This is a genomic window from Amycolatopsis vancoresmycina, from assembly GCF_000716785.1.
GTDB classification, from domain to species: Bacteria; Actinomycetota; Actinomycetes; order Mycobacteriales; family Pseudonocardiaceae; genus Amycolatopsis; species Amycolatopsis vancoresmycina.
On record NZ_JNYY01000009.1, the window covers coordinates 196,231 to 210,555 of the forward strand.

General features: G+C 70.1%; 13 protein-coding genes and 2 tRNA genes. 4 read left to right on the forward strand and 11 right to left on the reverse strand.

The features are described 5' to 3' along the window. Nucleotides 1-15: 15 nt before the first annotated feature. Nucleotides 16-915: a hypothetical protein gene (locus OO60_RS23385; RefSeq protein ID WP_003060983.1), complete on the forward strand. Its 900-nt coding sequence runs from the start codon at nt 16-18 to the stop codon at nt 913-915. 63 nt (nt 916-978) lie between these two features. Here OO60_RS23385 and OO60_RS23390 read toward each other — a convergent pair whose 3' ends face one another. The 5 genes from OO60_RS23390 to OO60_RS23410 all read right to left on the reverse strand — a co-directional run bounded on the left by OO60_RS23390 (nt 979) and on the right by OO60_RS23410 (nt 5,046). Further along, the gene (locus OO60_RS23390) at nt 979-1,800 is read right to left on the reverse strand and encodes a DUF72 domain-containing protein (RefSeq protein WP_003060985.1); all 822 of its coding nucleotides are present in this window, start codon (nt 1,798-1,800) and stop codon (nt 979-981) included. Nucleotides 1,801-2,320: 520 nt separating this feature from the next. Then, nucleotides 2,321-3,466 (reverse strand): MAB_1171c family putative transporter, encoded by a 1,146-nt coding sequence (locus OO60_RS23395; protein WP_003060987.1) that lies wholly within the window; start codon nt 3,464-3,466, stop codon nt 2,321-2,323. Then, a complete protein-coding gene (locus OO60_RS23400; RefSeq protein ID WP_003060989.1) occupies nt 3,459-4,073 on the reverse strand; it encodes a hypothetical protein in 615 nt (204 codons plus the stop codon). The genes OO60_RS23395 and OO60_RS23400 overlap by 8 nt, the downstream gene beginning before the upstream one ends. A 7-nt stretch (nt 4,074-4,080) precedes the next feature. After that, on the reverse strand, nt 4,081-4,530 hold the full coding sequence (locus OO60_RS23405; protein WP_003060991.1) for a helix-turn-helix domain-containing protein: 450 nt from the start codon (nt 4,528-4,530) through the stop codon (nt 4,081-4,083). Nucleotides 4,531-4,973: 443 nt separating this feature from the next. Continuing rightward, nucleotides 4,974-5,046, reverse strand: a tRNA-Lys gene (locus OO60_RS23410). A 166-nt stretch (nt 5,047-5,212) separates the two neighbouring features. Between OO60_RS23410 and OO60_RS23415 the strand changes: the two genes are divergently transcribed. Next, nucleotides 5,213-6,409: a L,D-transpeptidase gene (locus OO60_RS23415; RefSeq protein ID WP_209441397.1), complete on the forward strand. Its 1,197-nt coding sequence runs from the start codon at nt 5,213-5,215 to the stop codon at nt 6,407-6,409. Here OO60_RS23415 and proP read toward each other — a convergent pair. The 3 genes from proP to orn form a co-directional block, all read right to left on the reverse strand. Further along, entirely contained in the window at nt 6,406-7,833 is a 1,428-nt protein-coding gene (gene proP / locus OO60_RS23420; protein ID WP_003060994.1) for a glycine betaine/L-proline transporter ProP, read from the reverse strand. The genes OO60_RS23415 and proP overlap by 4 nt on opposite strands. A 204-nt stretch (nt 7,834-8,037) precedes the next feature. Next, a tRNA-His gene (locus OO60_RS23425) sits at nt 8,038-8,113 on the reverse strand. Between the two features lie 76 nt (nt 8,114-8,189). Beyond that, nucleotides 8,190-8,798 (reverse strand): oligoribonuclease, encoded by a 609-nt coding sequence (gene orn, locus OO60_RS23430; RefSeq protein ID WP_003060996.1) that lies wholly within the window; start codon nt 8,796-8,798, stop codon nt 8,190-8,192. A gap of 102 nt (nt 8,799-8,900) precedes the next feature. Here orn and OO60_RS23435 point away from each other — a divergent pair, with 102 nt between their 5' ends. Continuing rightward, nucleotides 8,901-10,430 (forward strand): helicase HerA-like domain-containing protein, encoded by a 1,530-nt coding sequence (locus OO60_RS23435; protein WP_003060997.1) that lies wholly within the window; start codon nt 8,901-8,903, stop codon nt 10,428-10,430. Nucleotides 10,431-10,496: 66 nt separating this feature from the next. Then, a complete protein-coding gene (locus tag OO60_RS23440) occupies nt 10,497-10,874 on the forward strand; it encodes a DUF3224 domain-containing protein (RefSeq protein ID WP_003061000.1) in 378 nt (125 codons plus the stop codon). Between the two features lie 113 nt (nt 10,875-10,987). On the opposite strand, the gene OO60_RS23445 is transcribed toward OO60_RS23440, so the two are convergent. The 3 genes from OO60_RS23445 to OO60_RS23455 form a co-directional block, all read right to left on the reverse strand. Then, entirely contained in the window at nt 10,988-11,998 is a 1,011-nt protein-coding gene (locus tag OO60_RS23445; RefSeq protein WP_003061001.1) for a S1C family serine protease, read from the reverse strand. A gap of 98 nt (nt 11,999-12,096) precedes the next feature. Next, nucleotides 12,097-13,419, reverse strand: coding sequence for a M20 family metallopeptidase (locus OO60_RS23450; RefSeq protein WP_003061003.1), 1,323 nt, complete (start codon nt 13,417-13,419; stop codon nt 12,097-12,099). 39 nt (nt 13,420-13,458) lie between these two features. Next, the gene (locus OO60_RS23455; RefSeq protein ID WP_003061005.1) at nt 13,459-14,217 is read right to left on the reverse strand and encodes a class I SAM-dependent methyltransferase; all 759 of its coding nucleotides are present in this window, start codon (nt 14,215-14,217) and stop codon (nt 13,459-13,461) included. Nucleotides 14,218-14,325 lie beyond the last annotated feature (108 nt).

Below are 14,325 nucleotides of genomic sequence, written 5' to 3' on the forward strand. Positions count from 1 at the left end.
CCGAGGGAGGAAGCCATGACACGCACCAGAAAAGGCGTCGTCGCCGTCTTGGCCGTGGCCGCGCTGACGCCGCTGGCCGGCCCGGCCGCCGCCGCTTCGCTGCCGTCGCAGATCGCGGTCGGCTCCGACGGCACCCAGCTGATCCTCGACAGCGCCGGCGTGGTGTCGGCCAAAACGGGAATCGGACCGGGCGGCTGGACCGTCGAGACCGACGCGGTGGTCCGGAAGATCGCGACCAACGGCGGTGTCCAGCTGATCCTGGACAACACCGGGACGGTGCTCGCGAAGAGCACTATCGGTCTGTATGGCTGGACGGTGGAATCCGACCCCGGGGTCGCGGACATCGCGGTCGGTTCCGACGGCACCCAGCTGATCCTCGACGGCACCGGGACGGTCCTGGCGAAGAAGGGCATCGGGCTCTACGGCTGGACCGCCGAGACGGGACCGGGCATGACCCGCATCGCCACGAACGGCGGCGTCCAGCTGGTCCGCGACGCGTACGGAACGGTGTCGGCGCGGAACACGATCGGCCCGGACGACTGGACGGTCGAGACGGACGCGGTGGTCAGCAAGATCGCGGTCGGTTCCGACGGGACGCAGCTGATCCTCGACAACGCTCGTGTGGTGTCGGCGAAGAAGGAGATCGGCCGCTACGGCTGGACGGTCGAGTCCGGCCCGGGCAACACCGACATCGCGGCCGGCGCCGACGGGCTCCAGCTGGTCCTGGACAACACGGGCACGGTGTCGGCCCGCACGGGGATCGGCCGCGAGGGCTGGACCGCGGAGACCGACCCCGTGGTCCGGAAGATCGCCACCAACGGTGACGTCCAGCTGATCCTGGACACCACCGGCACGGTGCTGGCGAAGAAGGAGATCGGCCAGTACGGCTGGACGGCGGAGACCGGCCTGCCGTGACCGACCGCCCGGGTCCCGCCGCCGGCCGACGGCGGCGGGCCCCGCGGCGTCGGACCGGAAGGCTCAGAACAGGGTCGCGGGCTCGACGGGCTCCGGCTCGGGCAGGGCGTCGAGGCGGGGGACGAGCGCGCGCACGTCGTCGTGGAACCGCCGGGCCAGCGCCGGGGCCTCGTCGTTGTCGGGGGTGTGCAGGAAAACCGTCGGCGAACGGCCCTCCCGCAGCCACCCGGCCACCACCCCCGTCCAAGGCCGCCACCCCTCGACGGTCTCTTCGACCGAGTCCCGCCCCAGGTAGCGCACGACGGGCCGATCGGTCAGCGCCCGCGTCCGCCGCGGCAGCCGCGGCTTCTTGCCCCACGCATCCTGCTCGGCCGCACTGCCCGGCGGCCGCCCGAAGAAGACGGTGGTGTCGAACGGCACCCACTCGGCATCGGCGGCGCCGAGGGTGCCCTCCAGCAACGCCGAGCCGGCGTCGGTGAAGAACCCGGGATGCCGCACCTCGACGGCCCGCCGCAGCCCGCCGGGCAGGCGCCGCAGGAACCGGCCGAGGGCGTCGACGTCCGGCGGCCCGAACGAGCCGGGCAGCTGGGTCCACAGAACGGCCCGCTCCCCGAGGGGTTCGAGGGCATCGAGGAACGCCCGCATCTCGCGCTCGACCCCGGTGAACCGCCGCTCGTGCGTGACGACCTTCGGCACCTTGACCACGAACCGGAAGCCGGCATCGGTCTGCTCCGCCCAGCTCGCCACGGTGTCCCGGGCGGGCGTGGCGTAGAAGGTGGTGTTGCCCTCGACGGCGTTGCACCAGCCGGCGTAGGCCCGCAGCCGTTCCTTGGCGGGCAACGACGGCGGCAGGAACCGGCCGGGCCACGCCTTGTGGTTCCACATCGCGCAGCCGACGTGAAGACGTGCCACGGTGTCAGCTCCCTCGCTCGATGCGTCCGGCTCGAGTGGCTACGGTAGCGCGGCGCCTACGCCACGGTGACCGGCAGCGGCACGGCCGGCGCCTCGATCCGCGGCTGCACGGTGCTGCGGAGCCAGGAGCTCGCCGAGCATGTTCACCGGGACACCTTTCCACGTCGCGGTGACGTGCGGCGAGAAGAAGCGCCCCAGCACTCTGGGGGAGATGCCGGGGCGCTTGTCGTTCGCCGCGGTGGCCCGGGTTCGGGGGTGGCGGGCCACGTGTCCGTTGCGGCGGACGGTTCTGATGGGGATTGTGCCTGCTGGCGACCCGGAATCGGTGTCGCCAGCAAGCTCCCCCCTCTGTCTTCGCCGCGCGGTGGTGATCACCCGGCGAAGATCTTCAACCTATCCGCCCACGACGGGGAGTGTCAACTAAAAAGTACATGGCAAGGTCGGTGTTATGTGAAGATGTGCCGATCGGGGGGTGCCGCTTGGCGCGTCCGGATCAACCGCGGGCCGCGGCGGGCGATGGGCGCTGCCACTCCTGCGCCACCAGGCGCAGGAACTCCACGATCGCCGCCAGGTTGTTGCCGGTGGCCGGTTCCTGCACGATCTTCGTGCTGGGTTCGCGGGACTGAGCTGCGTGGGCGGCCAGTGCGTCCCGCCACAGCGCGGCTTCGACCGCGGCCAGCAGCTCGGCCCCGGCGAGCCCGCGGGCTTTCGCGGCCTGCTCGGCGGCGCGCGCGACGTCCTCGTCGAGGTACCCGCGCAGGCGGCTTCGGCCGTCCATGATCTCGATGGCCCGCCGGTACAGCGCGAACTCCGAATCCCAGGCCGGCGGGCGCGTGTTCAGCGTGATCGAGGGCAGCGCCGTCGTGAACGCCTCCCACAGCGGCTCCAGCTCCCGGTAGGACCGCCGGTGCGCGAAGAAGAGCCGGAGGGACGTCGCCCGCGGCCCCAAGGCCGGCATCGAGAGGCCGACGAGCCAGAGCAGGACCCCGAGCGCGATCACCGGCACCTCGAGGCCCTGCGGGTAGGGCGGGGTGATGCCGAAGGTGATCAGCACCGTGAACCCCAGGTGGTGCACGGTGTAGACCAGGCCGAGGCTGGTGCCGAGGCTCATGGCGACCAAGCCACGGCGCAGCCACGTCCGATCGGCGATCCGGGACCACTTCCACGACAGGCGGCTGAGGGTCAGCGCCGACGCGCCGACCGCCGCCGTGTAGCAGAGCACCATCACCCGGGCGAATGGGTAGGCGTGGTAGTCCAGCTCCCGGTAGTCGGGCGATTCGACCGCGAGGCTGGCCGCCCAGGCGGCGACCATCCCGGCGGTGAACAGCAGCATGGCGGCCTGGTACCAGGCGATCTCCGCGGGCCGTTTCCGCTGCCCGTAGATGGACAGCAGGTAGAACCACTCGAAGGCGACGAGGGAGCCGAGCGTGCTCAGGTGCTGGACAAGGAACCGCGACGCGGAGAACGGGAGGACGATCCCGGCCGCGACGGCCACGGTGAGCAGGAGCAGACCGGACCACATCGCCCACATCGCGGGCCGGCGCGGCGAGCGGATCAGGTCGACGAGCCGGTAGCCCGTGACCCCGACCCCGGCGAGCACCATGACGTACTGGAGCGCGGTCTGGATGGCTTCACGCACGGCTGCGTCCCATGATCGCGGCGAGGGCGTCGACGCTGGCGAGGTCCTCACCGTGGAGGTGGCGCTCCGGTTCGACGAGGCGACGGCCGGCGGCCTTCCAGATGAGCGACGCGCCGACCTCGGCTTCGGTTTCCTGGTGGGACGAGTACGTTTCGCGGTGCAGCACGTAATCCCCGGTTGCGCCTTCACCGGCGTAACGGGTGATCACCTCGCGCAGCCGCTCGTCGAGCGGGCCGCGGGCGAGCACGGTGTCTTCGTCGCCGCGGTGGCAGAGCAGGATGTGGGCGGCCTCGTGCGCCAAGACTTGCTCCCAGTGCAGGTCGCCCTCGCGGAGGGCGGAGTCGTAGAGGATGACGTCGACGTGCTCGGTGGGCACCCAGATCGCGTCGGGCCCGCCGGGGGGAATCTCGGCGACGAGGAGCTCGATCGGCCGGCCGCGGTAGTCGGCCAGCCGCTGGACGAACTCGCGGATGTCCCACGGATCGGGGACGCCGACCTCGTGCAGGAGCTTGTTGATGCGGCGGCGAAGCCGTCGGTACTCGGCGGCTCCGAGCAGTTCCGGTCGCCGGCCAGGGGCGCCGGGAGCCCGGCTGTCGTCGGTGGGCATGGTGCGGCTATTCCTGTCCGGGCTTCTCGCGTGGTTTGTGTTTCCGGTTCAGCGCGACGAGTTGTTCGCTCATGCTGGCGAGGACGCTCCGGGCGCCGGGATCCATCTGCCCCATGCGGAAGAGAACTTCCTTGACGCCGGCGTCCTCGCGGAGCAGTTTCAACGCGGCCCTCGTCTCGGCGTCCTCGACCGCGGCCGCAGCCTCGGACCGGCCCCCGAAGTCGGTGAGGAAGGCCACGGCGACGTTGAGGACCTTGGCCAGGGAGCCGATCGTCTCGAGCGTGGGATTCTGGCTCTTCCCCGTCTTGAGCTGGTAGAGCGCGTTGCGGCTCAGATGCCCGCCCCCGGCCTCGATGCGGTCGAGGATCTGCTGGTCGGTGAGACCGCTGGCGCGAATCGCGTAGTTCAGGCGTTCGGCGAGGGTGGAGCCCGGGTCGTGGCCCGGTGGTGTGGTCATCGCGCTGCCCTTTCTGAAGCTCCCGGCGAGACCATGCATCACCCGAAGTGCACACAAGGTCACCGGTGTCACATTGAGTTTACAGCCCGACAACTTTCCCCAGCGCCGACGCCGGACGGCGCCGCGACGGCGATGGCGAATCATGCGGGGGACGCGTTCGAACAACGCCGCACCGAACCGTCTGGCTCCGGATTCGCAGGCGGCGGGGCAGGTTACTCGGCGAGGTCGCTGCGGCGCTGCACCGGAGGGAGGAGGGCCGGCGCCTCGTCCGCCGTCGAGGAGCCGCAGTGGACCGGCCACCAGCGACAGCCATCGTGAGCAGATAAAAGTCGAGCCGCCGTCCACGGTGCCGCAACCGAGAGTCAAGTAAGCCACAAAGGACGGAAAGCGTCCGGATACCACAAAACCCCAGGCCTAAGAGAATCAGACCTGGGGTGGTGGGGTGCGCCATCAGGGACTCGAACCCCGAACCCGCTGGTTAAGAGCCAGCTGCTCTGCCAATTGAGCTAATGGCGCCGGTGTCTGCCGGAGGTTTCCCTCGGCGACGTGGAAAACATTAGCACCCCGCTGGGGGGCCCTTTCAGGGGGGTCCCCTTGACCGGGTTGTGGTGTTGCCGCCCCGGTGTCCGGGCTGGTCGGGCACACTGTAGCCGGACATCGACGACGAAACGGGCGGGTGGGCATGCGGGGTTCGACCGGCGTGGGGGCGCGGCTGCTGGGGGCCGCTGTGGTGATCGGGCTCACGGTGGCGGGCTGCAGCAGTAGCCCTTCGGGTGAATCGCCGCCGGTGACGGCTTCCTCCAGCAGTGTGGCCAAGCTGGCGCCGAAGGCCGCCGTGCTCACCGTCGTCCCTGCGAAGGACGCCAAGGACGTCGCGCCCGGGGAGCCCGTGAGCGTCACCGTGGCGGACGGGAAGGTCGGGGCGGTCAGCCTCACCGGGGCCGATGGCAAGGTCGTGGCCGGGAAGGCGCGGGCCGACGGCTCCGGGTGGGACTCCGCCGAGCCGCTCGGCTACCACAAGACCTACCGGCTGACGGCGACCGCGACCGGCTCCGACGGCAAGCCCGTCACCGCGGAGTCGACCTTCAGCACCGCCAAGCCCGCGCGGCAGCTCGACGTCTCGGTGAACCTCGTCGACGGCGAGACGGTCGGCGTCGGGATGCCGCTGATCTTCACCTTCACCGGCAACGTCGCCGACAAGGCCGCGGCCGAGAAGGCGCTGAAGGTCACTGCGGAGCCGGCCACCGAGGGGGCCTTCCGGTGGTTCGGGGACAAGCAGGTGACCTGGCGGCCGAAGGACTACTGGAAGAGCGGCACCAAGATCGAGGTCGACGCCGCCGTCTACGGCAAGCCGCTCGGCAACGGCAGCTACGGCCGGGAGGACAAGCGCGTCGGCGGCACCGTCGGCGACAAGCTCGTCGCCGTCGCCGACGGCGGGACGCACCAGATGACGGTGACGATCAACGACAAGGAGGTCCGGACCATGCCGACCTCCATGGGCAAGCCGGGCCACACCACGCCCGCCGGCACCTACACCGTGATGAGCGAGCACACCGGCTACACGATGAACTCCGCCACCTACGGCGTGCCCGCGGACGCGCCCGGCGGCTACAGCACCTTCGTCCAGTACGCCGTCCGCCTGTCCTACAGCGGCATCTTCTACCACTCGGCGCCGTGGTCGGTGCGGCAGCAGGGCCACAGCAACGTCAGCCACGGCTGCCTGAACCTGTCCACCGAGAACACGAAGTGGCTGATGGACACGTCCAAGAAGGGCGACCTGGTCACGGTGCAGAACAGCGGCGGCCCGAAGCTGGAGCCGACCGACGGCTGGAGCGTCTGGCAGCTGTCCTGGGAGCAGTGGCGGACGGCGGCGAACTAACCGGAGTCGCGGACCAGTTCCCGCGCCTCGGCCTCGGTCGACACGGCGGGCCCGGACCCCCACAGGGGTTTGTTCGCGGTCTCCCGGCTGAAGTACACCGCGACGGCCCCGATCGCGCCGGCGGCCATCAGGTACCAGGCGGGCCAGAAGTCGTGCCCGGTGGCGGAGATCAGCGACTGCATGACCAGCGGTGTCGTGCCGCCGAAGAGCGACACCGAGATGTTGAACGCGATGGACAGCGCCCCGTAGCGGATCGCGGTCGGGAACAGCGCGGGCAGCGCCGCGGGCATCGAAACCTCGAAGCAGAGCAGCAGTAGCCCGAGCCCCATCAACCCCAGGAAGGTGAGGACGAGCCCGCCGTCGTGCACCAGCAGCATCAGCGGCCACGACAGCACGAAGAACCCGATGCAACCGGCCATCATCACGGGCTTGCGGCCGACGTGGTCGGTGATCCGCCCGCCGACCAGGATGATCAGCATCATCACGACCATGACGACGATGATCAGCAGCAGGCCGTGGGTGGCGTCGAGGTGCAGCTGCTCGGACAGGTACGTGGGCATGTAAGACAGCAGCATGTAGTCGGTGACGTTGAACACGAGCACCAGGCCGACGCAGATGAGCAGCGCGGGCCAGTACTCGGTGAACATCTTCCAGAACGGCTCGCCGGAGCGTCCGCGCTTCTCGGCCTCCGCAGCGTGCTTCTGGAAGGCGGGCGTCTCCTCGAGCTTGAGCCGCATGTAGAGCCCGATGATCCCGAGCGGCCCGGCGACCAGGAACGGCACCCGCCACCCCCAGTCGAGCAACGTCTCGTGCGGCACCCAGGCCTTCATCCCGGTGACGACGGACGCGCCCAGCACGTACCCGGACAGCGTCCCGAACTCCAGCCAGGACCCCATGAAGCCCCGCCGCTTGTCCGGCGAATACTCGGCGATGAACGTGGTGGCGCCCCCGTACTCGCCCCCGGTGGAGAAGCCCTGCACCATCCGCGCGAGCACGAGGAGGATGGGCGACCAGACGCCGATCGAGCTGTACGACGGGATCAGCCCGATGCACAGGGTCCCGATGGCCATCATGATCATGGTGACGGCGAGCACCTTCTGCCGCCCGATCCGGTCCCCGAGCGGCCCGAACACGAGCCCGCCGAGCGGCCGCATGAGGAAGGCGGCGGTGAAGGCCCCGAACGTCCCGATCAGCCGGACGCCGGGAGACACACTGGCCGGGAAGAACACCTCGGCAATGGTGTCGGCGATATAGGCGTAGACGCCGAAGTCGAACCACTCCATGGCATTGCCGAGCGCGGCGGCCCCCACCGCCCGCTTGAGCAACGACTGGTCGACGACGGTGATGTCCTCGTACCGCAGCTTCTTCTTACGACCCCGGATTTTCGGTGCTGAACGTGCCACGAGACCACCGTGCACCGGCATTCGGCCGCTCGCACGCTGAGCCATCCGGTCGTGAGCGTTACCACGAACAGCTGCCCCCAAACCCGCGCCCGGCCGCACAACGCGACCACTCGGATGGGGGTCCGGGGGCTTGCCCCCGGCGGGGGTGTGGGGGTTCGACCCCCACAAAAAGGCGAAACCCCAGCCTGGGGGAGGGCCCGCCAGGGCCCGACCAAACCGGGGTGATGGGGTGAGCGACGGGTTTCGAACCCGCGACCTCCTGGACCACAACCAGGTGCTCTACCAGCTGAGCTACGCCCACCATCTACGAGGGAACTGCTTACGATCACCTCGCTGGCAGTAATCGTAGCGGGTGCCCTCGACCGCTTTTCAGGGGGTCACCTCTGGTGGTGTTCCTGCACTTCAGCGGCCGCGGCCTTGGCTTCTTCGCTGGTCGGGCCGGGCTGTGGGACGAAGGCGACGCGCCGGTAGTAGTCGAGTTCGCCGATGGATTCGCGGATGTCGGCGAGCGCGCGGTGGGCGAGGCCCTTCTCGGGCTTGGCGTAGTAGATGCGCGGGTACCAGCGGCGGACGAGTTCCTTGACGGAGGAGACGTCGACCATGCGGTAGTGGAGGTGCGCGTCGAGGGCCGGCATGTCGCGGGCGATGAAGCCGCGGTCGGTGGCGATGGAGTTGCCGGCGAGGGGGGCGGTGCCCGACTCGGGGACGTGCTCGCGGATGTAGTCGAGGACGCGGCGTTCGGCTTCTTCGAGGGTCACGGTGGAGCGGCGGACTTCTTCGGTGAGGCCGGAGTGGGCGTGCATCTCGCGGACGACTTCGGGCATCCCGGCGAGTTTTTCCTCGTCGGCGTGGATGACGATGTCGACTCCTTCGCCGAGCACGTTCAGCTCCGCGTCGGTGACGAGGGCGGCGATTTCGATCAACGCTTCCTTGCCGAGGTCGAGCCCCGTCATTTCGCAGTCGATCCAGACTAGGCGGTCGGTCACCCGGTGACCCTAACCCGACACGGGGATGCGAAGGGCGTTACCTGCGCGTACGGCGCGTTACGCTCCCGGTGTGGTCCAGGACACACGATCGGGGAGCTGCGAGTGACCGAGCAGGGGTCGCCGGCGAGTGAGATCGCCGCTGGTTATGCGAGTGAGGGCGCCGCGCTGGAGCTGGGTGCGGTGGTGATCGACGGGCAGGTGGACGCGGCGGCGGCCGTGCGCCTGCCGTTGGCGACGCTCAACCGGCACGGGCTGGTCGCCGGCGCGACCGGGACGGGCAAGACGAAGACGTTGCAGCTGATCTCCGAGCAGCTGTCGGCGGCCGGGGTGCCGGTGGTGCTCGCCGACGTCAAGGGCGATCTGTCCGGCCTGGCCGCGGCCGGCGAGGCGAACGACAAGGTCACGAAGCGTGCGCAGGAGCTCGGCGACGACTGGGCGGGCACGGCGTTCCCGACGCAGTTCCTGTCGCTCGGTACCGGCGGGAAGGGCTCGCCGATCCGGGCGACGATCACGAGTTTCGGGCCGGTGCTGCTGTCCAAGGTGCTCGGCCTGAACGAGACCCAGGAGTCGACGCTCGGCCTGATCTTCCACTGGGCCGACCAGCGCGGGCTCGCGTTGCTGGACACGAAGGACCTCCGGTCGGTGATCACGCACCTGACCAGCGACGAGGGCAAGGAGGACCTCAAGGGCATCGGCGGGGTGTCGGCGGCGACGGCGGGGGTGATCCTGCGTTCGCTGTCCAACCTGGAAGCCCAGGGTGGCGAGGACTTCTTCGGCGAGCCCGAGCTGGACGTCCACGACCTGATGCGCCAGCACGAGGGCAAAGGTGTCGTCACGCTGCTCGAGCTGGACAACCTGCAGGCCAAGCCGGCGCTGTTCTCGACGTTCCTGATGTGGCTGCTGGCCGAGCTGTTCGAGGAGCTGCCCGAGGAGGGCGATCTCGACCAGCCGAAACTCGTCTTCTTCTTCGACGAGGCCCACCTGCTGTTCAACGACGCGTCGAAGGCGTTCCTCGAGCGCATCGAGCAGACCGTGAAGCTGATCCGGTCGAAGGGCGTGGGCGTGTTCTTCTGCACGCAGCTGCCCACGGACATCCCGAACAACGTGCTCTCGCAGCTCGGCGCCCGGATCCAGCACGCACTGCGCGCGTTCACCCCGGACGACCAGGCGGCGCTGGCCAAGACGGTGAAGACCTACCCGAAGACGAAGTTCTACGAGCTCGACACGGCGTTGACATCGCTGGGCATCGGCGAGGCCATCGTCACGGTGCTGTCGGAGCGGGGTGCGCCGACGCCGGTGGCGTGGACGCGGCTGCGGGCACCGCGGTCGAAGATGGGCTCGATCGGCGCCGAGGCCGTCGCCGCCGCGGTCGCGTCGTCCGACCTGCACGCGAAGTACGGGGAGACGATCGACCGGGAGTCGGCCTACGAGAAGCTGGCGGCGAAGGTTGCCGCCGCGCCCCCGCCCGAAGCCGCTCCCGAGGCTGCTCCGGAGCCGCCCCCGGCGAAGGACGAGCCGGGGTTCATCGAGTCCGCCATGAAGAACCCGGCCGTGAAGTCGTTCATGCGGTCCGCGGCGAGCGCGCTGGGCCGGGAGATCACGCGCGGGTTGTTCGGCAACCGGAGGCGCTGAGAAAACCTGACGCAAGCTGTCAGGTATGGCTGTCAGGCTGGCGCCACCTTCGAAAGGAAACCAGTCATGACCAGCACTGCCACCGCGTCGTTCGTCGTCGACACCTGGGAGCCGCAGGCGACCGACGAGGCCGCGGGCACCGAGTTCGCCCGGGTGGCGATCGCCAAGACGTTCACCGGCGCGGTCGAGGGGACCAGCACCGTCGAGCTGCTCTCGGCGTCCAACGCGACTTCGCGCGCGTACGTCGCTTTCGAGCGTCTCGAGGTCTCGGTCGACGGCCGCAAGGGCGGCTTCGTCCTGTACCACACGGCCGACGACTCCGGCCTGACGCTGAAGATCCTCACCGGCTCGGGCTTCGGCGAGCTGACCGGGATCTCCGGGACGGCGAGCATCGAGATCGACGGGGAGAAGAACCACCACTTCACCCTCACCTACACGCTTTGAGCAGCGCGAAGGCCGTTTCGAGAGCCCCCGATTGGCTCTCGAAACGGCCTTCGCGTGTTCTCCCGCTCCCCGAAGCGGGGGACGGGCCGCCCCGACCACGGCCCGTCCGCGTCCTAGTTGTTCACGATCTGGTCGACGATCTTCTTGGCGTCGTTGATCGGGATGGCGAAGCCGATCCCGACGCTGCCCGCCGAACCGTTGGCCGACGCGCTCGGGCTGTACAGCGCCGAGTTGATGCCGATCACGTTGCCCTGGCTGTCGACCAGCGCGCCGCCGGAGTTGCCCTGGTTGATCGCGGCGTCGGTCTGGATCGCGGTGTAGCTGGGCGAGTCGCTGTTCTGGTTCGACGTGCGGCTGAACGGCGAACGCTGCTGCTGCTCGCCCTGCCCGATGTCGGACAGGTTCCGGTTGAGCGCGCTGACGATGCCGGTGGTGACGGTGTTCTGCAGGCCGCCCGGCGAGCCGATCGCGACCACGGCCTGGCCGACCACGAGCTTGCTCGAGTCGCCCAAGGACGCAGCCGTCAGGCCACTGGCGTTCTTCGCCTGGACCACGGCGATGTCCGCCTTGGTGTCCGCGCCGACCACGCTGGCCTGGTACTTCTTGCCGTCGGACGTGGTGATGACGACGTTCTGGGCGCCGTCGACGACGTGCGCGTTGGTCAGGATCCGGCCGTCCGCGGTGAGGATGACGCCGGAACCGATGGCCTCTCCCTGGTCGGTCGTGACGTTGATCTGGACGACGCTCGGCGTCACCTTCGCCGCGACGGCGCTGACGTCGCCGGAGGTCGAGTTCAGGACCGTCTGCCCGTTCGCGGCCGGCGTGCTCACCGACGTCGTGGCGCCGTCGGCCGAGGTCGTCGTGAGGCCGACGATCGCCGCGCCGCCGACGCCGCCGACCAGCGCGGCGCCGAGCGCGGTCGCGCTGACGATCATCGCGACCCGGCCGCCCTTGCGCGGCTTGGTCTTCACGGGCTCGGGCGGCGGCTGCGGGGTGAACAGAGGGTTCGGCGCGGCCTGCTGCTGGTAGGCGTACTGCGCGTACGGCCCGTACTGCGGGGTGCTGTGGTGCGGCTGGTGCCCACCGGGTGAGGCGGGGCCGGGCCGACTCTCGTTCTCGGTCATGGGACAAGGTTCGCGCCCGTGCTTGTGAACAACCTGTGGAAATACCTCAGCCTTTGCTGAGAAGAATCAGCTGAGAAAATTCAGGTAATCCTCAGGCGTCAGGCGAAGAACGACGGGACGTCCAGTGCTCCTCCCGCCGCCTCGAACTCGTCGTGCACCGCCGTCCGCAGTTCGGCGTCACCGAGGTAGTCGGCGGCGGTCAGGGCCAGGCCGAGTGCGCCGTCGCGGACGCCCGCGTCTCCCGTCTCCGAACCGGCCGCGGCCGCGAATTCCTTGGTGTGCAACGCGACCGTCGGTCCCGAGATCGCCAGCATCGGGTGCAGGGCCGGGACGCGGTAGGAGAGGTTCCCGAGGTCGGTCGAGCCGGTGAGCGACTCCGGCACGACGCCCGGCGGGAGCGGCTTGCGGCCGGTGATCACCTGGTTGGCCGTCCAGCGCCCGGCCAGCGCGGTGTTGAACCGGATCGGCAGGTACGCGGCCTGGGCGTCCCAGACCAGCTCGACGCCGCAACCGGTCATCGCCGCCGCGCCTTCGGCGATCGACGTCATGCGGGCGGCGAGGTCGCGCAGGGTCTCCGGGGTCTGCGAGCGGAGGTAGAACAGCAGCGCGGCGCGGGCCGGGATGACGTTCGGGCGGGCGCCACCGTCGGTGAACACGCCGTGCACGCGGTCGCTCTGCGGGAGCTGCTGGCGCAGAGCCGAGACACCCTGGTACGCGGCGACGGCGGCGTCGAGGGCGTTGCGGCCCATGAACGGCTGGGCGCTCGCGTGGGCGCCGACGCCGTGGAAGACCATCTCCAGCTGACGCCGGCCGAGGAACGGGTGCAGCGCGATGTCGTGGCTGAACGGGTGCAGCATGATCACCGCGTCGACGTCGTCGAACACGCCGGCGCGGGCGAGGATCTCCTTGCCGCCCCCGCCTTCTTCGGCGGGCGTGCCGATCAGGCTGACGCGGCCGCCGAGCCGCTCGGCAACCGCGGCGGCGCCGAGGAAGCCACCCGCGGCCGTGGTGCAGATGACGTTGTGGCCGCAGGCGTGACCGAGCCCGGGCAGCGCGTCGTACTCGGCCAGGACGGCGATGTGCGGGCCGTCCGGTGCCCCCGTGCTGACCCGCAACGCGGTGTCGAGCCCGCCGACGCCGACGGCCGGCTCGTGGCCGTGGCGTTCCAGGAGGGCGGCGAGCGCGCGCACCGACCGGTGCTCGGCGAACCCCTCCTCGGGGTGGGCGTGCAGATCTTGGCTCAACGCCACCAGATCGGGTGAAGCGCGCTCGACCGCGGTGGTCACTTCGGCCCGCGTCGCCTCGTCCGCGCCGGGGTGCGGCGAGGACAGCGGTTCGGCGGCCGCGACGGCGTCGGCGGTGGCCTCGACCAGGGAACGCAGGTAGCTGTCGTCGGGCGGGACGGGTTCGGCGTGGGTCATGGAGCGATGCTAACCGCCACCCCCGACAGTTCGGGCCACTCAGCCGAGCCGGCCCGCCACGATCTGCGTGACGCCGGCGTACCGCTCGGTGATTTCCGTGAACCCGCGGGCGCGCAGGCTCGCCGCGATTTCGCCGCGGTCGAATATCTTCTGCCCGCTCACGATCCCGCCCGCCGACTCGATCAGGCGCACCGGCTGCCAACCGCGGCGCGCGCTCGTCAGCAGCACCACCCGGCCGCCGAGCTTGAGGACGCGCGCGAAGGAGTCCAGCGCGGTCTCCGGCTCGGCGAACATGTGGAGCGCGGCGAAACAGCAGACGCCGTCCACAGTGGACGTTTTGAGGGGCGGTCGCACGGCGTCGGCGCGCAGGTAGGCGACGCTGCCGGGGTTCTCTTCGGCAACGGCCTTGGCGAGCATGCCGCGAGCGCCGTCGAGGCCGATCGAGAGCCCGCCCGGGCCGACGGCCGAGCCGAACGCGCGCGTGAACCGGCCGGTGCCGCACGCCACGTCGAGGACCGTGTACCCGGGCTGCAGCGCGAGGAGTTTGGTGGCGAGCCGGACTTCGCCGGCCATGCTCGGCCCGAGCGGGCCTTTCAGCGCGCGGCCCAGGGCAGGGCGCCAGTACCGCTCGTAGACCTGGGGCAGGAGCGTCGTGCGCATCAGGCGCTGCGTGAGCCCGGTCGGCGGCCCGGCCTGGTTCGCGGTGCCCAGCAGGTCGAGGTAGCCGTCGCCGGTCTCCGCGGGGGTTTCGAGCAGGGCGTTCAGGCGTTCGAGCGCGGTGGTGCGGCTGGTCGGCACGGCCCCTCCCGGAGGTTCGGATACCGGCAGTATGCCAACTCTCCTGCCACTCGATCGAGTGAACAGAGCCGGGATCAGGCGTTCGAGCCCCGGAATTGTCGGTGCCCC

Coding starts and splice junctions, on each gene's coding strand:
- OO60_RS23385 (WP_003060983.1), top strand. CDS start 16: ATGACACGCACCAGAAAAGGCGTCGTCGCCGTCTTGGCCGTGGCCGCG.
- OO60_RS23390 (WP_003060985.1), bottom strand. CDS start 1,800: ATGTGGAACCACAAGGCGTGGCCCGGCCGGTTCCTGCCGCCGTCGTTG.
- OO60_RS23400 (WP_003060989.1), bottom strand. CDS start 4,073: ATGCCCACCGACGACAGCCGGGCTCCCGGCGCCCCTGGCCGGCGACCG.
- OO60_RS23405 (WP_003060991.1), bottom strand. CDS start 4,530: ATGACCACACCACCGGGCCACGACCCGGGCTCCACCCTCGCCGAACGC.
- OO60_RS23415 (WP_209441397.1), top strand. CDS start 5,213: ATGCGGGGTTCGACCGGCGTGGGGGCGCGGCTGCTGGGGGCCGCTGTG.
- proP (WP_003060994.1), bottom strand. CDS start 7,833: ATGCCGGTGCACGGTGGTCTCGTGGCACGTTCAGCACCGAAAATCCGG.
- OO60_RS23440 (WP_003061000.1), top strand. CDS start 10,497: ATGACCAGCACTGCCACCGCGTCGTTCGTCGTCGACACCTGGGAGCCG.
- OO60_RS23445 (WP_003061001.1), bottom strand. CDS start 11,998: ATGACCGAGAACGAGAGTCGGCCCGGCCCCGCCTCACCCGGTGGGCAC.
- OO60_RS23450 (WP_003061003.1), bottom strand. CDS start 13,419: ATGACCCACGCCGAACCCGTCCCGCCCGACGACAGCTACCTGCGTTCC.